Annotated in this window: 14 protein-coding genes; 13 read left to right on the forward strand and 1 reads right to left on the reverse strand. The window is 61.5% G+C overall.

Features of this window, described 5'->3' with window-relative positions; genetic code table 11:
- Window positions 1–177 precede the first annotated feature (177 nt).
- The 12 genes from KGB27_RS06630 to KGB27_RS06685 all read left to right on the forward strand — a co-directional run bounded on the left by KGB27_RS06630 (window position 178) and on the right by KGB27_RS06685 (window position 15,330).
- Complete coding sequence (locus tag KGB27_RS06630; protein WP_223553646.1) at window positions 178–969, forward strand: hypothetical protein; 792 nt, start codon at window positions 178–180, stop codon at window positions 967–969.
- A gap of 14 nt (window positions 970–983) precedes the next feature.
- A complete protein-coding gene (locus KGB27_RS06635) occupies window positions 984–2,423 on the forward strand; it encodes a DUF1254 domain-containing protein (RefSeq protein WP_411736697.1) in 1,440 nt (479 codons plus the stop codon).
- A gap of 12 nt (window positions 2,424–2,435) precedes the next feature.
- A complete protein-coding gene (locus tag KGB27_RS06640; RefSeq protein WP_223553647.1) occupies window positions 2,436–3,383 on the forward strand; it encodes a transporter in 948 nt (315 codons plus the stop codon).
- Window positions 3,384–3,455: 72 nt separating this feature from the next.
- On the forward strand, window positions 3,456–4,436 hold the full coding sequence (locus KGB27_RS06645) for an AAA family ATPase (protein WP_223480946.1): 981 nt from the start codon (window positions 3,456–3,458) through the stop codon (window positions 4,434–4,436).
- Window positions 4,436–5,383, forward strand: a complete 948-nt coding sequence (locus KGB27_RS06650) for a DUF58 domain-containing protein (protein ID WP_008030187.1) — start codon at window positions 4,436–4,438, stop codon at window positions 5,381–5,383. The genes KGB27_RS06645 and KGB27_RS06650 overlap by 1 nt, the downstream gene beginning before the upstream one ends.
- A complete protein-coding gene (locus KGB27_RS06655) occupies window positions 5,380–5,964 on the forward strand; it encodes a DUF4381 domain-containing protein (protein ID WP_223553648.1) in 585 nt (194 codons plus the stop codon). The genes KGB27_RS06650 and KGB27_RS06655 overlap by 4 nt, the downstream gene beginning before the upstream one ends.
- The gene (locus KGB27_RS06660) at window positions 5,951–6,943 is read left to right on the forward strand and encodes a vWA domain-containing protein (protein ID WP_223553649.1); all 993 of its coding nucleotides are present in this window, start codon (window positions 5,951–5,953) and stop codon (window positions 6,941–6,943) included. Before KGB27_RS06655 ends, KGB27_RS06660 begins: the two co-directional genes overlap by 14 nt.
- Before the next feature lies 1 nt (window position 6,944).
- A complete protein-coding gene (locus KGB27_RS06665) occupies window positions 6,945–8,525 on the forward strand; it encodes a VWA domain-containing protein (RefSeq protein WP_223553651.1) in 1,581 nt (526 codons plus the stop codon).
- Window positions 8,522–9,952, forward strand: coding sequence for a hypothetical protein (locus tag KGB27_RS06670; RefSeq protein ID WP_223553652.1), 1,431 nt, complete (start codon window positions 8,522–8,524; stop codon window positions 9,950–9,952). The genes KGB27_RS06665 and KGB27_RS06670 overlap by 4 nt, the downstream gene beginning before the upstream one ends.
- A complete protein-coding gene (locus tag KGB27_RS06675) occupies window positions 9,949–10,974 on the forward strand; it encodes an HAD family hydrolase (RefSeq protein ID WP_008030176.1) in 1,026 nt (341 codons plus the stop codon). Before KGB27_RS06670 ends, KGB27_RS06675 begins: the two co-directional genes overlap by 4 nt.
- A gap of 70 nt (window positions 10,975–11,044) precedes the next feature.
- A complete protein-coding gene (locus KGB27_RS06680) occupies window positions 11,045–12,619 on the forward strand; it encodes an arylsulfatase (protein WP_008036341.1) in 1,575 nt (524 codons plus the stop codon).
- A 197-nt stretch (window positions 12,620–12,816) separates the two neighbouring features.
- Entirely contained in the window at window positions 12,817–15,330 is a 2,514-nt protein-coding gene (locus tag KGB27_RS06685) for a fused MFS/spermidine synthase (protein ID WP_223553654.1), read from the forward strand.
- Between the two features lie 117 nt (window positions 15,331–15,447).
- On the opposite strand, the gene KGB27_RS06690 is transcribed toward KGB27_RS06685, so the two are convergent.
- Window positions 15,448–16,119, reverse strand: a complete 672-nt coding sequence (locus KGB27_RS06690; protein ID WP_008036344.1) for a DUF3313 domain-containing protein — start codon at window positions 16,117–16,119, stop codon at window positions 15,448–15,450.
- A 213-nt stretch (window positions 16,120–16,332) separates the two neighbouring features.
- On the opposite strand from KGB27_RS06690, the gene KGB27_RS06695 reads away from it, so the two are divergent.
- The gene (locus KGB27_RS06695) at window positions 16,333–18,684 is read left to right on the forward strand and encodes a tetratricopeptide repeat protein (RefSeq protein ID WP_223553656.1); all 2,352 of its coding nucleotides are present in this window, start codon (window positions 16,333–16,335) and stop codon (window positions 18,682–18,684) included.
- Window positions 18,685–18,700: the final 16 nt, after the last annotated feature.

The raw sequence follows: 18,700 nt of genomic DNA on the forward strand, positions 1-18,700 counted from the left end.
GCTTGATCATCATCAACAACCACTTCACAGGCAGAGAAGTGCGCCCTTCGACTGGATTACCCGCCGACAACTGCTAACGTCATCAGACATGTCCTACAGGCTTGATAGGAAAGAGATTACGCATAACGGCCGCCAAGTGCCGAGTAGGCCAATGAGCCACCAAGGAACCGGGGAATCATGTCGAACACTCCAGGAGCGAGCGCCCTTTTGTTGGCGGTTTCAATAACGTCCGCCGTGTGTGCCCAGGCGGACAACGCTGACACGGCCAACAAAAGTAACAACCCGTTGAACCTCGCACCGGGGATGAACCTGCAGGACTACTACACCCCGAAGTACTACGACTCGAATATCCACACCAACGATTTGCTGGTGCGCGGGACGCTGCCGATTGCGCCCAACGACTTCATCGGCGTCCCGCAGTTGCTGCGCGCCACCGCACCGATCAGCACCCGTCCCGATCCGCACGGTGGCTACAGCACCGGCGAAGGCGATCTGAACCTGTTTGATATCTTCCTGCTCAAGACCGAAGGCGTGCAGTTGGGCATTGGCCCGATGATCACCGCGCCCTACGCCGATCGGGACGAGCTCGGCACCGGCAAGTGGCAAGCGGGGCTGGCGGCCATTGCGATTGATTCATCGCCCCGTGGCTTGCTCGGTGCGTTAGTGCAATACCAGAGTTCTTTTGCCGGCGACAGCGACCGCCCGCATGTCGAATCGGCAACCCTGCAGCCGTTTGTCATTCACAACCTCGATAGAGGCTGGTACCTGCGCTCCACTGCCATCTGGACCTTCGACCTGAAAAACGACACCCATTACATCCCCCTCGGTCTGGGTGCCGGCAAGGTCTGGAAGTCCGGGTCCAGTATTCTCAACGCCTTCATCGAGCCGCAGTGGACCGTCGAGCGCAAGGGCGATGGCTTGCCGCAGTTCACGCTGTTCGCGGGGATCAACGTCACCTTCGGCAAATAATAAGGACCCTATTTATGCACGGTGCAATTCGCGCAGCCGGTTACAGCTTGATGAGCATGTTTGTCAGTTGCGGCGTTGGCGCTCAAGACGTCAGCGTCAGCCAAAAGACCGGATTCACCGCCAGCCCGGAAGAAGCGCGGGCCATCGCCAAGGAAGCTTATTTGTACGGCTACCCGGTGGTGGAAATGTACAAGACCCTCTACACCCAGGCGGTCGACAAGAAGAGCCCGAACTTCAAGGCACCGCTCAATCAGATCGGCAACACCGCACAGGCTTTCACCGCCAAGGACACGGCCTTCGTCACGCCCAACGCCGACACGCCCTACTCGTTTATCTGGATGGATCTGCGTGCCGAGCCGGTGGTGCTGACCCTGCCGCCCATCGAAGAACACCGTTACTACTCGGTGCAACTGATCGACGCCTACACGCAGAATTTTGCGTATCTGGGCACCCGCAGCACGGGCAACGCCGGCGGGCATTTCATGATCGCCGGGCCGAACTGGCAAGGTCAGCAACCGGTTGAAATCGACCGTCTGCTGCGCAGTGAAACCAACATCGCCTACGCGCTGTATCGCACGCAGTTGTTCGACGAAAAAGACCTGGGCAAGGTCAAGGGTATCCAGAAGGGCTACAAGATCGAGCCGCTGAGCCACTACGTTAAACAAAAGGCCCCGCCTGCCGCGCCGAAGGTCGACTGGCCCAAGCCCACGCCGACCATGAGCGAAACCCCGGAGCTGTTCGGCTACCTGAATTTCATGCTGTCGTTTGCCCCGCCCCAGGACGCGGAAAAAGACTTGCTGGCGCGCTTCGCCAAAATCGGCATCGGAGCCGGCAAGCCGTTCAAACCCAACGAGCTGCCTGCCAGTCAGCGCAAAGCCCTGGAAGACGGCATCGCCGACGCCAAGGCCGAATTCGCACAGTTTAAAAAGGACAAGGTCGACAGCCATCAGGTCAGCAGCGGCGATTTGTTCGGCACCCGTGACCACCTCAACGGTAACTACCTGTACCGATACGCCGGCGCCAACATGGGGATCTTCGGCAACTCTGCCGAGGAGGCGAATTACATCGGCTATTTCGTCGATAAGGACGGCCAGCCAGTCGACGCCTCGAAACACGACTACACGCTGCATTTCGACAAGGGCGCCCTGCCCCCGGCCGACGCGTTCTGGTCGCTGACGATGTACGACGGCAAGAACAAATTGCTGGTCGCCAACCCGTTGAATCGTTACCTGATCAACTCGCGAATGCTGCCGGATCTCAAGCTGGATGCCGACGGCGGCCTGACCCTCTATGTGCAGCACAAAGCCCCGCCCAAAGACCTGCAAAGTAATTGGCTGCCAGCGCCGAACGGGCCTTTCTACGGTGTCCTGCGCCTGTACCTGCCAAGACCGGAAGTCTCCAGCGGCGAGTGGAAAATGCCCTTGTTGACGCCAGTCACCCCACAAAATCAATAAGCGGAGCCAGCCATGGTCAGGTCTTTTGTGGTACGTCCTTTGTTGGCCCTCTGCGTGGTCGGCAGCAGCCCGCTGGCACTGGCGGCAGAAGGCGGTGGCGGTCGGCCGATGACCGGCTTGCAGGTATTTTCCAATGCCGGGATCGTGCCACCGGAACCCGGCTGGGTAATGTCGTTGAGCAGTTTCTGGTACGACGGCGAGCTCAAGGGCAACGTGCAAGTGCCTATCGTTGGCGCCTTGAGTGCCGGCCTGGACCTGAAAGTGTCTTACACCATGGCCAACTTCACCCATGTCTGGGACACCGGCAAGGGTCGCTGGAACTACGCGTCGGCGATTGGCGTGCCGGTGCAGTACACCGACATTACCGCGAGCGTCACCGGGCCTCGTGGCCGGACGCTGGGAACGGAAGATACCGGCACCCAGTTCGCCGACCTGCTGGTGACGCCCATTGCCGCCGGCTACCACTTCGACGAGGTCAACCACCTCTCGTTGTCCTTGCCGATCTACCTGCCGACCGGCGCTTACAACGATGATCGCCTAGCCAACGCCGGGCAGAACACCTACACCTTCATGCCCACCGTGGCCTTCACTCACCTCGACGGCAAGGGCGGCGAGTTCACCTTGTCTGGCGGGCTTGAGTTCTACACCGAAAACAACGCCACGGACTACAAGAACGGCAACCTCTTCACCCTCGATGCGCTATGGACCCACGGTTTCGGCAACGGCTGGAACGCCGGCATGGCCGCGGGCTACATCCAGCAGCTCACCGACGACTCCGGGTCAGGCGCCAACAGCGGCTTTCGCGGACGCTCGGTGGGCGCCGGACCGACGGTGGGCTGGGCCGGCAAATTCGCCGACGCCCAGGCCAGCGTCAACGCTCGCTGGATCCCGGAGTTCGACACCAAGAACCGGCCTGAAGGCAACGGATTCAGCGTCAACCTGACTTTGGCGTTCTTCTAGAAGTGAACAGGGATCGCCAGTTTTATCGATCAACCTGCCAACGCCTTTGGCGACTTGAATAAAGGCCCCTCAATGACCGCACTCAACGACCTCAATGCCCTGCAAGCCAGCATCGCCGAAGCGGTGCTGGGCCAGGATCAAGTGATCCGGCAGATTCTGCTGGGTCTTCTCGCTAACGGCCATTTGCTCCTGGAAAGCTTGCCCGGGCTGGCCAAGACCCGCACGGTGAAAGCGCTGGCCAAGCATCTGGACGCGAAGATGAGCCGCATCCAGTTCACCCCTGATCTCCTGCCGTCGGACATCACCGGTGCCGAAGTGCTGCACCAGATCGAAGGCAAGAACGAGATCCGGTTCCAGCCCGGTCCACTGTTCGGCAACCTGATTCTGGCCGACGAAATCAACCGCGCACCGGCCAAGGTCCAGGCAGCCCTGCTGGAAGCGATGGAAGAACGGCAAATCACCGTGGCCGGCAACAGCCATGGGCTGCCGGAGTTGTTCATTGTGGTCGCCACCCAAAACCCCATCGAACAGGAAGGCACTTACCCGCTTCCGGAAGCGCAGATGGACCGTTTTCTGATGAAGGTGCTGCTCGATTACCCGAGCGCGGAAAACGAGAGCCAAGTACTGCGACTGCTGCGTGAAGAGGAGTTTGCGACAGGCGCCAAGACCGCGCCGGTGCAGGGTTTCGCGCTGTCGCAGGACGTGATTTTCGCTGCACGCCGGGAAGTCAGCGCCATCCATGTGTCCCCGGCCATCGATCGTTACCTGATCGACCTGATCAACGCCACCCGCCATCCGACGGATTACGACGCGGACCTTGGCCGCTGGATCGCCATCGGCGCCAGCCCGCGCGGCGGCATCGGCCTGGACCGTTGCGCCCGCGCCGATGCCTGGCTGCAGGGGCAGGATTTTGTCTCGCCGGACAACGTGCGCGCCGTGGTGCATCCGGTGCTGCGGCATCGTTTGCAGCTGAGTTATGACGCGGTCGCTGATGGCGTCACGGCCGATCAGGTGCTGGATCGCCTGCTCGATAACGTTGCGATTCCTGCCTGATGTTGAAAATAAAAAGTGTCGACGGTCTGGTCTATGTCTCTCTGGCGCAATTGATGGCGCTGGAATTCAAGGCCCGTGACCTGAGTTTCCTCGCACGCCAGCCGCAAGGCAGCATCCTCGCCGGCAACCACGCTTCGCGGCTGCGGGGGCGCGGGCTGAATTTCGATGAGCTGCGCCGCTATCAACCGGGGGACGACTTGCGTCACCTCGATTGGCGCGCCTCGCTGCGCACCGGCAAACCGGTGGTGCGCACGTTCACCGAAGAGCGCGATCGCCCGGCGTTGATCCTCGTGGACCAGCGCATGTCGATGTTTTTCGGCTCGCAACGCAGTTTCAAATCCGCGGTTGCCGCCGAACTCGGCGCACTGGCGGCGTGGATGGTGTTCAACGCGGGCGACCGGGTTGGAGGGTTGGTATTCAACGACTCACGGATCGACGCGATTGCCCCGTTGCGCAGCCGCAAACGGATCGAAGCGCTGTGCAGTCGCATCGTCCAGCAGAATCAGGCATTGAGCGCGGCCAACCCGGACGCCGAGGGCGAGGATCAACTCGATAAAGTCCTGCAACAGTGTCTGGCAGTGGCCGGTCACGATCACCTGATCTGCATCGTCAGCGACTTTGCCGGTGCGGGCGAACGCACCTTGCAACTGATGCGGCAACTGGCGGCGCATAACGATGTGATTGCCATGCAGGTGTACGACCCGTTGGCGTTGAACCTGCCGAAAAATGGTCGTTTGCTGATTACTCAAGGTCAGTTGCAAGTCGAGCTGGCGGTCGAGCAACGCAGTGTTCATCAGCCGCTGGGGGATTTTCTCAGCGGTCGGCTCAAGGACGTCGCCACGCTGCTGCGACGCAGTCAGGTGCCGTTGATGATGTTCAGTACGGCGACCGAGGCGCAGGCACAACTGCGCGCGGAACTGGGCAAACTCGGCGGGGGGCGGCGATGAACCCGAACGTGCCGAGCATTGAGCAACTCAAGGAAATGGCCCTGCCGGCGCCCGTCAGTTATGCGCCGCAGACGTGGGGCTGGTGGGTGTTGTTGGCGGTGTTGATGGCTGCTGTGTTGCTGGTGGGTGCACGGCGGTATTGGCAGTGGCAGCGGGATCGGTATCGGCGCGAGGCGCTGGTGCGGTTGGCTGAACTGCAAAGCAGCGATGATCAAATCAGCGCCCTGCGCGAACTCCCCGAACTGCTCAAACGTGTAGCCCTGTCGATGCCCTCAAATTGGAACACACCCTCTGTAGGAGCCGGCTTGCCGGCGATGGGGCCCTTGAGATTTGCACAGCCCTCGCGGACGCCATCGCCGGCAAGCCGGCTCCTACAAGGTCCTGCGGCGTTAGGTAATGAGCGTTGGCAGACATTTCTGGCGCAGCACAGTGCGCAGCCGTTGCCTGCGGATTTCAGCCGGCAATTGGCGTTGCTGGCCTATGCGCCGGATGCAACATTGCTGGCGTTGCCCGATGATCAGCGTCAGCAGCTGTTCGACACCTGCAAACACTGGGTGGAGTCGCACCATGTGGCAGCTTGATTACCCCTGGCTGTTACTGCTCCTGCCGTTGCCCTGGTTGGGTTACCGCTACCTGCCCGATTACCGCGAAGCCCGCAGCGCCGTGCGGGTGCCGTTTTTTGGCGCCATGAGCCGCGCGGTCGGTCAGGCGCCAAGCGCCGCCGGCACACGCAACAATCGTTGGCAATTGCTCCTGAACCTGCTGGTCTGGGCGCTGTTGCTGCTCGCGGCCGCACGCCCGGTGTTCGTGGAAAAACCCATCGAACGCCAGCAACCGGTGCGCGATCTGATGCTGGCCATCGACATCTCCCAGTCAATGGAAACCACTGATTTCACCGATGCCAACGGGCAGAAGATCAATCGTCTGGCGGCGGTCAAGGACGTGGTCCACGGTTTTATCGACAAGCGTAAAGAGGATCGCCTGGGCCTGATCGTGTTCGGCAGCGGCGCGTATCCGCAGGCGCCACTGACACTGGATCACGCCAGCCTGTCGCTGTTGCTGGACGACACCGGCATCGGCATGGCCGGACCCAACACCGCCATTGGCGATGCGATTGGCCTGAGCCTGAAGTTGCTGGATCAGGCCCATGAACAGGAAAAAGTCCTGATCCTGCTCACCGACGGCAACGACACCAGCAGCGCCATCACCCCGGATCATGCGGCGTCGATGGCCGCCGCCAAAGGTGTGGTGATTCACACCATCGGCATTGGCGACCCGAGCGCCGAAGGCGAAGCCAAGGTCAACCTGCAAGGCTTGCAGCAGATTGCCGACGCCACGGGCGGCAAGTTCTTCCGCGCCGAAGACCGCACGGCGCTGGATCAGGTCTACAGCACCCTCGACACGCTGACCCCGCACCAGGTGAAAACCCTCAGCCACCAACCGAAAAAGGATCTGTTCTGGTGGCCGCTCGGCGCCGCTATCGGTTTGCTCGCGCTCTACCACCTCGGCGCCCTGCTGCGTCCGCACCTGACCCTCGCGCGTCAGCGGCAGGAGGCTTGAGATGGAGATCAACCTCAGCGACTTGCACTTCCTCCGTCCGCTGTGGCTCTTGCTCGTGCCGTTGGGTGCCTTGCTGCCGTGGCTCTGGAGGCGCAGCCGGGATGTGCAGCGGCGTTTGCGCAGCAACATTGCCGAGCACTTGCTGGCGCACTTGCTGATGACCCCGCAGGACCAACAGCGCTTGCGGCCGGTGCATCTGGTGTGTGCGCTGTTGATGTTGGGCGCCCTCGCCGCTGCCGGTCCGACCTGGGAGCAGGACCGGCCGGACTTTCTGGAAAATCGTGCGCCGCTGATCATTGCCATCGACCTCTCGCCCTCGATGGACGCCAGCGACGTGCCGCCCAGTCGCCTGGAAGCGGTCAAACACAAACTGCATGACCTGATCCAGCGCCGCGCCGGTGCCCGCAACGCGCTGATCGCCTACGCCGGCAGCGCGCATCTGGTGCTGCCGCCAACCGACGATCCGGCGTTGCTCGATACGTTTATCCAGGCATTGAGCAGTGACCTGATCGGCAAACCGGGGAAGGATGTCGGCGCGGTTATCGACGAGGCCAAACGCCTGTTGGCGGCGGAGAAAACGCCGGGCACGTTGTTGCTGATCACCGACGGCGCCGACACCTCGCAACTCGCCGGCCTGGGCAAGCAACTGAACGACAGCACGCTGCAAGTGTTGATCCTCGCCGTCGGCAGCGAGGATGGCGGGATCATTCGTGACGCCAATGGCCAGCCGCGCACCGACAGTAATGGCCGCCCGGCCCTTGGCCGTTTCGACCAGGCCGCGCTGAAGCAGTTGGCATCAGCCATGGCGGCGCCGCTGGGCAGCCTGACGCTCAATGACAACGATCTGGACTGGATCGAACTGCACGCCCGTCAACATTTCCAGGTGGCCAGTGACGAGCAGCGTGAGTTGCATTGGAAAGACGCCGGATACTGGCTGTGCTGGCCGCTGCTGCTCATCGCGTTTTTCTGCGTGCGCAAAGGCTGGAGCCTGAACTGGACGGCCGGTTTGCTGCTGGCGCTGGGTATCGGTTTTCAGCCCACCAATGCCCAGGCCAACGCTTTGACCGATGCATTTTTCACCCCCGACCAGCAAGGTCGCTGGGCCTTCGAACATGAGCATTTCCCGAAGGCTGCTGCCCTGTTTGTCGATCCGTACTGGAAGGGCATCGCGGCCTATAACGCGGCGGATTTTGACCTCGCGCTGGCGAGTTTTGCGCGACTGGAAACACCCCAGGCGTATTTCTACCTGGGCAATATTTACGTGCGCCGTTTCAAGTTTGATCAGGCCATCGCGGCCTACACCCAGGCGCTGAAGCTGCAACCACAGTTCCCGGAGGCCACGGCCAATCTGGCGCTGGCCATCGCCCTGGAGAAAGACACCGAGAGCGCCGAACAGAACGCGCCTGAGATCAAACCTGACGAAATCAAGATGGACAAGGCGCCGGGCAAGGGACAAAGCAAAGCCGTGGAGACCGAGCAAGCGACGTCGGACGCGTTGTGGTTGCAGAACCTGACGACATCGCCAGCGAAATTCCTCAAGCAGAAGTTCAGCTTGCAGGATCAGGCGGGGGGCAAGCCATGAATCGAGTGATGGCCATCGCCGGCAAGCCGGCTCCTACAGAGGATTTGTGGCGATCACAAAAATTTGATTTCAATCCAATCAACTGTGGGAGCGAGCCTGCTCGCGATGGCGTCCGCTCACTCACCACAACACTTGCCGCCTTGCTCTGCTGCCTGATCACCACATCCGCCCTCGCCGCCGAACCCGAACTGCGCATCCAGACGCGCCTGCAACCCGCTGACCCGGTCATGGTCGGCGGCCTTCTGGAACTGCAACTCGACGTCCTCACCGACAGTTGGTTCACCGACGCCCCCGCCCTGCCCGACCTGAAACTGCCCGGCGCGCTGGTGCTGCCGCCCGACGGCCACGCCGAGCACATCAACCAGACGCTGGACGGCAAGGCGTTCAACGGCATGCGCTACAGCTACCGGATCAGCCCGAATCAGGCCCGGGGTTTCGATATTCCGGCGCTGACTGTGCAGGCCACGCCGGGCCAGGCCAGAGCCCCGTTGAGTGCGCAAAGCCAGCCGCTGCATTTCACCGCCAAGCAACCACCTGGATTCAAATCCGGCGAACCGGTACTGGTGGCGCAAGGGCTGCGTTTCACGCAAAAAGTCATCGACTCGGCAACGCCTTTGAAGGTCGGCGACAGCCTGACCCGGCAACTGACCTTACAGGCCGACAACGCCATGGCCATGTCGCTGCCTGCGCCGTCATTGGGCGATGTCAGCGGCCTGAGCCGTTACCCGAAAAACCCGCAAATCAGCGGCCTGGACGACGGCCGAGGCAACTTCACCGGCGGCCAACGCATCGACACCGTGACTTACCGTATCGACAGCGAAGGCCATCACAGCCTGCCCGCGATCGAGCTGAAATGGTGGGACGCCAGCAGCCAGCAAACCCGCACCGCGCAAGTGCCGGCAGTGAGCTTCGAGGCCATCGCCAACAGCGCTTACACGCCAGTGTTCTCGATTGCCGAAGACCTGAAACAAATGGGCGAACACAGTCGCGTGCGTTTTTCCAGGCACTGGCTGGTTGTCTTGCTGCTGCCGGCAGTGCTGCTCCTGGGCTGGTTCGCAAGGCCTTTCATGCATCGCGCTTACCTGTCCGTGCGCGACCGACGCCGTGCCCGACACGCCGCGTGGCTGCAATCCGCCGACTACGCCTGGCGGCAGATTCCACGGCAAATCAACGCCACACCGGCGCAACTCAGCGCCCTGTACCTGTGGCTCAAACGCAGTCGCGGGGGCCTGAAATTGAGCGTCCTCGGCCCGCGCCTGCAGGACCTGTTACGCGCCTGTTACAGCCGTCAATCGACCGAAGATCAGGCGCTGCGCCAACTCGGGCAATCCTTGTCTACGCTGCATAGTCAGGCGCGAGGCAGCAACGTCCGGACCGTTTCCGCACTGCGGCCGCTCAACCCCGTCCACGAGAAGGAATTCCCATGACGAACGCGACTTCAAGCCACCATCGTTTCGGGCTGACGCTGCTCTTCACGCTGATCCTGCCGCTGCTGGCGCATGCCAACGAGCCATTGCCGTCGTGGAATGACGGCCCGGCGAAAAAGCACATCATCGAGTTCGTCCAGACGGTCACCGACCAATCCAGCAGGGACTTCGTCAAGCCCGCTGACCGCATCGCCGTGTTCGACAACGACGGCACCTTGTGGAGCGAGCAGCCGATGTACTTCGAGCTGCTGTTTGCCCTGGAAGAGGTCAAGCGCACCGCGCCGCAGCACCCGGAATGGAAAACCACCCAGCCCTTCAAGGCCGTCCTGGAAAACGATCACCAGGCACTCGCCGCCGCCGGCATGGACGGCATCATGAAGATCTTCGGTGCGACCCACACCGGCATGACCACCGAAGCCTTCGACGACTATGCCAAGACCTGGCTGAGCCAGGCCCGGCATCCGAAGACCGGCAAGCCGTACACCGAGATGATCTTCCAGCCGATGCTGGAAATGCTCGACTACCTGCGCGGCCAGGACTTCAAGACCTACATCGTCTCCGGTGGCGACACCGGGTTCATGCGCGCCTTCGCCGAGAAGGTCTACGGCATCCCGCCCGAGCAAGTGATCGGCACCACCTTCGTCACGGCGTTCCAGTTCAAGGACGGCAAGGCTTCGATCGTGCGCACGCCCAAGCTGGCCCATAACGACGACGGTCCGGGCAAACCGGAAAGCATCGACGCGGTGATCGGCAAGCGGCCAATCCTGGCGTTCGGCAATTCCGACGGCGACCTGCAAATGTTGCAGTGGACTGCCGCCGGCCCCGGCAAACGATTCATGGGGTTGGTGCACCACACCGACGCCAAACGCGAATGGGCCTATGACCGAAAGTCCGATATCGGGCGCCTGGACAAAGCCCTGGACGAAGCAAAAACCCGTGGCTGGACTATCGTCGACATGGCGTCCGAATGGCGCCGGATCTATCCGTTCGAGGCAGCCGCCACTCCCGAGCAAGTGCAATAAAAAGCGTGACGCAGGACTGCAATAAACGTTTGTCGCACCACGCGACACTAGCGCAAAAGGAGCAAGTCAGATGACTCGCATACGCAAGTGGCTACCGAAACTCGCCCTGGTGGCAGCCTCGGTGATGGCGATTTCGGCGACTGCCGGGGCCGCCGAAAAACCCAATATCCTGGTGATCTTCGGCGATGACATCGGCCAGACCAACATCAGTGCCTACTCCATGGGCGTGGTCGGGTACAAGACTCCGAACATCGACCGGATTGCCAAGGAAGGCATGCTGTTCACCGACTATTACGCGGAGAACAGCTGCACGGCCGGACGCTCATCGTTCATCACTGGCCAGACGCCGTTGCGTACCGGCCTGTCGAAAGTCGGCGTTCCAGGTGCGCCGGTCGGCATTCAGAAACGCGACATCACCATTGCTCAGGCACTCAAATCGCAAGGCTACGCGACAGGCCAGTTCGGCAAAAATCACTTGGGCGACCGGGATGAATACCTGCCGACAAACCACGGCTTTGACGAATTTTTCGGCAACCTGTACCACCTCAATGCCGAAGAAGAGCCGCAACGACCGTATTGGCCCAAAGATGACCCCGAGTGGGTCAAGGCCAACTCTCCACGCGGCGTGATCCACAGCTTTGCCGATGGCAAGATCGAGGACACCGGCGCCTTGACGACCAAGCGCATGGAAACCATCGACGACGAAACCACCGCCGCTGCGCAAGCGTTCATCGAGAAACAGGCCAAGGCCGATAAGCCGTTCTTCGTCTGGATGAACACCACGCGCATGCACGCCTTCACTCATGTGCGTGAATCGATGGCGGGCCAGAGCGGCATGCCAGGCAACGAGTACGCCGACGGCATGCTCGAGCACGACGGGGATGTCGGCAAACTGCTCAAGACCCTCGATGACCTGAAAATCACCGACAACACCATCGTGGTCTACACCACCGACAACGGCCCGAATCAATGGTCCTGGCCGGACGCGGCGACCACGCCGTTCCGTAACGAGAAGAACTCCAACTGGGAAGGTGCCTACCGCGTTCCGGCCATGGTGCGTTGGCCGGGCAAGATCAAACCGGGCGAGGTTTCCAACGAGCTGTTCTCGGGCCTCGACTGGTTCCCGACCCTGCTGGCGGCTGCTGGCGACGACGGGGTCAAGGACAAGCTGCTCAAGGGCTGGGCGCCGGCTTCAGGCGGCACCAGTTTCAAGGTGCACCTGGACGGGTACAACCAACTACCGTACCTGACCGGCCAATCGCCTAAGAGTGAGCGCACGCAGTTCTTCTACTTCAACGATGATGGCGTGCTCGTGTCCATGCGCTCCGGCAACTGGAAAGCGGTGTTCTGCGAACAACGCAAACCAGGTGGTTTCGAAGTCTGGGCCGAACCGTTCGTCTGCCTGCGCGTACCGAAAATCTTCAACCTGCGCATGGATCCGTATGAACGTGCCGACGTGGTTTCCGACCAGTATTACGACTGGACGGCCAAGAATGCGTACCTCGTATCGCTAGCGTCCACCCAGGCCGCGAGATTCCTGGAAACCTTCGTCGAGTATCCGCCTAGCCAGAAACCGGCGAGCTTCAGCATCGATCAGATCCGCGCGGATGTGGATCGGCGGATTGAAGAAAAAGCCAAGAAATAATGTTTGACCGCCGCTCGCCCTGACCGGGCAAGCGGCCCTATTCCATGGTGCAAACACAAACCCTGTAGGAGCCGGCTTGCCGGCGATGGCGTTTTTTCAGGCGACACTTTTATCGACTGGACGGCCGCTATCGCCGGCAAGCCGGCTCCTACAATGGTTTTGTGTTTAATTCGAAATTTGTACAAGGCAATAGCCCTATGTCCTCACGTGTCGCCAGCAAGTCGTCGGCCATTCCTGTTCCTCATGCCGCCTCCCCCGCGCTGCTGATCCCGGCCCTGTTGCTGTTCGTCTCCGGTGCCGCAGCGCTGGTGTATCAGGTCTTGTGGATCAAGCAACTGTCGCTGGTGGTCGGCGTCGAGGTTTATGCAATCACCACCGGTATCAGCGCTTTTTTTGCCGGGCTGGCCTTGGGTGGATGGCTGTTCGGACGCTGGGCGGATCGATTGCAGCAGCCCGTTCTGCTGTATGCAGGGCTGGAAGTGGTGGTGGCCGTGCTGGGTGTCGGCGCGACCTTTGCCATGAGCCTCGCGGCCAGCCCGTTTGCCTGGCTGGAACAACACATCGGTCTGGCCGCATGGGTATTGCCGTTTGCGTTGGTGGGTATTCCGGCGCTGTTGATGGGCGGCACCTTGCCGGTGCTGGTGCGCTCGCTGGCCACTGACCCGCTAAATCTGGGCAAGGCTGGCGGCCAGCTTTACGCGGCGAACACCGCCGGGGCCATCGCCGGCACCCTGCTGGCCGCGTTCGTGCTGATTGCCACCCTCGGCGTGCGCGGCAGTGCCCTGGCGGCCGCGATGCTGAACCTGCTGGCCGCCGCCGGCGCCTTGTGGTTTCAGCGTCACCGTTCACTGCCGGCCGTTGCGCCGGCGAAACACACGTCGAGCAAAGCGCCCGACCGACTGGCCTTGTGGCTGTACTCGATTGCCGGCGGTGTGGCCCTCGGTTATGAGGTGGTCTGGTCGCAATCGATCGTGCAGTTCATGAGCACCCGCACCTACGCCTTTGCCGTGGTGCTGGCGACGTACCTCACTGGGCTGTTTCTCGGCAGTGTGCTGCTGGCCCGTCGGGTGGAGCGCATTCGTGATCCCTGGGGGGTATTCGGTTTGCTGATCGCCGGCGCCGGGCTGGTCGCGTTGCTGGAAATCGCCCTGCTCGGTCGCTGGTTGGTGGTCGCGCAAAGCCTCGCCGAAGCCTGGGTGTTGTCGCTGGGTGCGAGTGAGTTGCCGGGCATGAGCGCGCGGTTTGCGGTGGCGGCGTTAAGCATCGTGTTTGTGCCGACGCTGTTGTTGGGCGCGGCGTTTCCCCTCGCCCTGCGCCTGAGCGTTGGCCGCGAGCGGGTCGGCCAGGATGTCGGCGCTGTCGTGGCGTTCAATACGCTGGGCGGGATTGTCGGCGTGATGCTCTGCGGGTTTGTGCTGATCCCGTGGCTGGGCCTGGTACGCACATTGGGGCTGTTGGCCATCGTCGCCGCCGGGATCGGGTATTTCGCGGTGCGCAAGGGTCACGGGGTCAAGAAAGGTCGGCGCCAAGCGGTGGTGGCTATCGGCTTGTTGTCGGTGGCGGTGGCGGTATTTACCCCGGTGAACAAACTCGCCAGCCTGCTCCCCGGTGCTCGCAACGCCACGCTGGCCTTCTATGAGGAAGGACGCGGCGGGACCGTGGCGGTGGTCACCCAGGGCAAGGGGCAGAAAGCCTTCCAGCGCTTGTACATTCAAGGCGTGTCCAACACCGGCGACGCCATGCCGTCCCTGCGTTACATGCGCATTCAGGCGCTGCTGCCGCTGCTGATCCACAACGGCGAACCGCGCTCGGCGCTGGTGATCGGTTTTGGCACCGGCATCACCGCCGGCGCATTGACCCGTTATCCGGGGCTGGAACACCGGGTGGTGGCCGAGTTGCTGCCTTCGGTGGTCAAGGCTGCGCCGCTGTTCAAAGGCAACTTCAATGCCGCCGCCGATCCCGGCGTTGACGTACGCCTGCGCGACGGGCGCCAGGAGCTGCTGCGCAACCCGCAGCGCTATGACTTGATCACCCTTGAACCGCCACCGCCCTCCGCGGCCGGCGTGGTCAATCTTTACTCCCGGGACTTCTACCAACTGGCCGCCAGTCGCCTGGAGAAACAGGGGCTGGTCGCGCAGTGGCTGCCGCTGCCCACGCAGAACATCGACGATTCACGCGCCCTGGTGCGCAGCTTTCTCGATGTGTTCCCGTACGCCAACGTGTGGACCAGCGAGTTCCACGAAATGCTGCTGGTGGGTTCGATGGAACCGATTGCGCTGGATGCGGCGAAAATCAGCGAGCGTTTCCAGCAGGACAGCGTGCGCGGCACGTTGCAGGACGTGGGCATCGGTTCCGCCAACGCCTTGCTCGCCACGTGGGTCACCGATCGCACGGGGCTGGAGCGTTTCGCCGCCGATGCCCCGCCGGTGACCGACGACCAGCCGCGTATCGAATATGCGCCGTGGGTGCGGGACAAAGAGATCAGTCGGGTGCTCCCGGCCCTGCTGGACTTGCACGTCGCGCCACCGTTAGTGAATGCCGATGCGGGATTCATCGAGCGGATGAATGCGCACCAGCAGCGCTTGATGCAGTTCTATCGGGCGAGCCTGCATGCCTATGACGGCGACCGTGATGCGTGGGCCAGGGATATTCGCGAGGTGATGCGCGGGGATGGGGGGAATCCGTATTATCGGTGGTTTGTCGGGGAGTGATGCGGCGTGTGTGAGTCCGCCATCGCGAGCAGGCTCGCTCCCACATGGGTTGTGTGTCGATCACAAATCCAATGTGGGAGCGGGCTTGCTCGCGAAGGGGCCCTCAGCCCCGATACATTATTTGGATTTGAGCTTCAGATACGACTGATGCATATCCGCAGCCCAGCCATCGATCACGCTTTTCACGTCATCGGCCTTCATCACCTGCGATTCGTTTTCCAGCGGTTTGCCGGTGCCCTTGCGCACGACCTGGGCCACGACTTTATTGCTGCCGCCGTCGAGGAACACCGCTTCGGTGGCCAGGTCGGTCTGCTGATCACGAATACCGCTGGCAGTACTCACCGCCGCTGCCACCAGCGCAATCGGGATCACTTCATAAGGTTTCAGCCCTTCGGTCTTGCTGCTCACGGCAGTGATCGCGGCGCGCACCACAATCACACCCGGGCCAGGGCCTGAGGCCAGAGGCAGGGATTTGCCGATTTCGCGTTTGAGCGCCTGATCGTAATAACTGGTGATTCCGTTCAGGGTGGTCTGAGGGATTTTTGCCGTCGGCTGAGGCTTGGGATACAGCTGGGTCGGCTCGATGTACACGCTTTGGAATTTCTTGATGTCAACTTTCGGATCGATCCAGCGCATCACTACTGCACCCGAAGGTGATTTGGCTTCCTGGAGTTGGCTGTAATTTTTGAGGAAGCCTGAATACTCGTCTGGCTCGACCTTTTTGCTGGCGCAGCCAACTACGCCGATCGAGGCAATACACAATGTACTCATCATCAATGCAAGCTTCATGCGGTAACTCCTGTAGGGCGGTCGACTACGGTTTGGAAACGGTTTAACAGGTATAGCTAATGCAGCGCGTTTTGTTGTGCAGAATCACAACATTCATCTATCGCCGCGCAGAGGATCACACCTGTCATTTGACAGACGCCCGGCATCCGTCAAAGCTGCATCGAGCTAGAACGCGCGCCTGACGGCAAACGCACCCGGACTATGGAAGTCGCAATGCCGAAACATAAAAATAAAGCAGCCGCCCCAAACCCTGATTCGTCACCGACTTCGTTTTCTCGTTATCTGTTTCCCGTTCTCATCAGCGTGTTGCTCCTGGCGATCGCGGGCATTGGCTGGTTTCTGTTCAGCAGCCAACCGGCCCCGGTGACCTATGCGCCGCCGCTCAGTACACCGGTCATTGCTCCTGAAAAACCCGTGGTCGCCGCGCCGGCGAAGATGGTCGATGAGCAACAGTGCCAGGCTTGCCACAGCGAACAAGTGAAGGACTGGCAAGGCTCGCATCACCAATTGGCGATGCAGGAAGCCAGTGCCGGGACGATGCTCGGCGACTTCAACAACGTCACCTTCAAGGCCGAAAACGAGACGACCCGGTTTTCGCGCAAGAACGACGAATTCTGGGTCAACACGCCGGGCATTGATGGCAACAAAGCTGACTTCAAGGTCGCCTACACCTTTGGCATCGCGCCGTTGCAGCAGTATTTGATTGAGGTCGGTGACGGTCGGTTGCAGGCGTTGGGCGTCGCCTGGGATACCGAGAAACACCGCTGGTTTCACCTCTATCCGAGCCAGGGTGTGAACTTCAAGAACCCGTTGCACTGGAGCAAGCCGAGCCAGAACGCCAATTTCATGTGCGTCGAGTGCCATACCACCGGCTACAAACGCAACTTCGATGCGGCTAAAAACACCTTTGGCAGTCAGTGGAACAGCCTTGGCGTGGGTTGTCAGGCGTGCCACGGTCCGGCGTCCAGCCACCTGGAATGGACCGCGAAAAAGACTGATTTGATCCACGCCGGTTTCGCCGTCGACCTCAAGGACAAGGACGCGACCGTCGAGATCGAAACCTGCGCCCGCTGCCACTCCCGGCGCGCACCGCTGGGTGATGGTTTTACCGTCGGCAAGCGCCTGATGGATGACTATCTGCCCAGCCCCCTGACCCGCGAGTTGTATGCGCTGGATGGCAAGATCAAGGACGAAGTGTTCGAACACGGCTCCTTCGCCCAGAGCAAAATGTTCGACAAGGGCGTGCGCTGCAGCAACTGCCACAACCCCCACAGCAACGAACTCAAGGCACCGGGCAACGGCGTCTGCCTGCAATGCCACAACAACGCCGGCAAAACCTCGGTGGCCGGTGTCGAGGGCAAGGGCTTGCAGGCGAAAAACTATGATTCGGTCGAGCACACCCACCACGCCATGGGGCAACCGGGTTCGCAGTGCGTGGATTGCCACATGCCCGGCAAGTTCTACATGGGCAATGACTTTCGGCATGACCACAGCTTCAGTATTCCCAACCCTGAGCGGGCGAAAAAACTTGGCACGCCGGACGCCTGCCTGACCTGCCATCAGGGCAAGGCCGGTGACAAAATCACTGAACAATTCAAGCTCTGGAACACCGCAGCCGCCCCCCAGGCGCCGCGTTACGACGAAAGCCTGTGGCTGATTCGCAACGGTCAGCCCGGCGCGGCGCAAGCCTTGTACGAACAGCTGCAACGCAGCAACCTGCCGGCGATCCAGCGCGCAACGCTGCTGGCCGAGTTGCCGCTGTACCCCAGCGAACAGGCGTTGAAACTGGCGACTCAGGACTTGCGCAACCCGGCACCGCAAGTGCGTGAAAGCGCCGTTCGGGCGATCAGCGCGTTCCTCCCGCCGCCGGAGCGCGCACCACTGCTGACACCGTTACTGGGTGACCCGGTCAAAGCGGTACGCATCGCTGCCGCCCGGGATCTGCTCAGCGTCGCCCGCGACGGTTTGGGCAGCGCTCAGGCGAACTGGAACGCCGCCATCGCCGAGTATGAGGCTGTGCAAAAGAGCCTGGCCGAACGCGCGGAAGCCAACCTCAACCTCGCCATGCTGTATCAGGCCAGCGGTCGCAGCGCTGAAGTTGAAGCGCTGCTGCGCACGGCGCTCCAGCGCGATCCGGACTTTTACCCGGCGCTGGTGACGCTGGTGCAGTGGCTCGAAGCCAGTGGGCGTAGTCAGGAGGCACAGGCCCTGCTGGAACAGGGCATCAAGGAGCATCCGGACGCCGCTTTGCTGCTGCATACCCAAGGGTTGTCGCTGATACGAGCGGGCAAAACGGCCCAGGCCATGCCGGTGCTGCGCAAAGCCGCTGGCCTGGAACCCCAGAGCGCGCAGTTCGGCTACGTGCTGGCGGTGGCGCTGCATGACAGCGGCAAGGTCGATGAGGCCTGCGAGGAACTGGAACGGTTGTTGAAGGTACAACCGGCGAACCGCAATGCGCGGTTGTCGTTGATCCAGTACTACCTGGAAAACGGACAGGAGCCCAAGGCCCAGGTGCTGTTGCAAGGCTGGAAGAAGATGAACATGGGGGATCCTGCGTTGAAGTGATCCGGGGGCCCCATCG

The organism is Pseudomonas sp. BF-R-01, assembly GCF_019946615.1.
GTDB classification, from domain to species: Bacteria; Pseudomonadota; Gammaproteobacteria; order Pseudomonadales; family Pseudomonadaceae; genus Aquipseudomonas; species Aquipseudomonas migulae.

Bases quoted from the DNA above. Each gene is read 5' to 3' on its own strand.
- KGB27_RS06630 (WP_223553646.1), top strand. From the start codon at position 178: ATGTCGAACACTCCAGGAGCGAGCGCCCTTTTGTTGGCGGTTTCAATA.
- KGB27_RS06635 (WP_411736697.1), top strand. From the start codon at position 984: ATGCACGGTGCAATTCGCGCAGCCGGTTACAGCTTGATGAGCATGTTT.
- KGB27_RS06640 (WP_223553647.1), top strand. From the start codon at position 2,436: ATGGTCAGGTCTTTTGTGGTACGTCCTTTGTTGGCCCTCTGCGTGGTC.
- KGB27_RS06645 (WP_223480946.1), top strand. From the start codon at position 3,456: ATGACCGCACTCAACGACCTCAATGCCCTGCAAGCCAGCATCGCCGAA.
- KGB27_RS06650 (WP_008030187.1), top strand. From the start codon at position 4,436: ATGTTGAAAATAAAAAGTGTCGACGGTCTGGTCTATGTCTCTCTGGCG.
- KGB27_RS06655 (WP_223553648.1), top strand. From the start codon at position 5,380: ATGAACCCGAACGTGCCGAGCATTGAGCAACTCAAGGAAATGGCCCTG.
- KGB27_RS06660 (WP_223553649.1), top strand. From the start codon at position 5,951: ATGTGGCAGCTTGATTACCCCTGGCTGTTACTGCTCCTGCCGTTGCCC.
- KGB27_RS06665 (WP_223553651.1), top strand. From the start codon at position 6,945: ATGGAGATCAACCTCAGCGACTTGCACTTCCTCCGTCCGCTGTGGCTC.
- KGB27_RS06670 (WP_223553652.1), top strand. From the start codon at position 8,522: ATGAATCGAGTGATGGCCATCGCCGGCAAGCCGGCTCCTACAGAGGAT.
- KGB27_RS06675 (WP_008030176.1), top strand. From the start codon at position 9,949: ATGACGAACGCGACTTCAAGCCACCATCGTTTCGGGCTGACGCTGCTC.
- KGB27_RS06680 (WP_008036341.1), top strand. From the start codon at position 11,045: ATGACTCGCATACGCAAGTGGCTACCGAAACTCGCCCTGGTGGCAGCC.
- KGB27_RS06685 (WP_223553654.1), top strand. From the start codon at position 12,817: ATGTCCTCACGTGTCGCCAGCAAGTCGTCGGCCATTCCTGTTCCTCAT.
- KGB27_RS06690 (WP_008036344.1), bottom strand. From the start codon at position 16,119: ATGAAGCTTGCATTGATGATGAGTACATTGTGTATTGCCTCGATCGGC.
- KGB27_RS06695 (WP_223553656.1), top strand. From the start codon at position 16,333: ATGCCGAAACATAAAAATAAAGCAGCCGCCCCAAACCCTGATTCGTCA.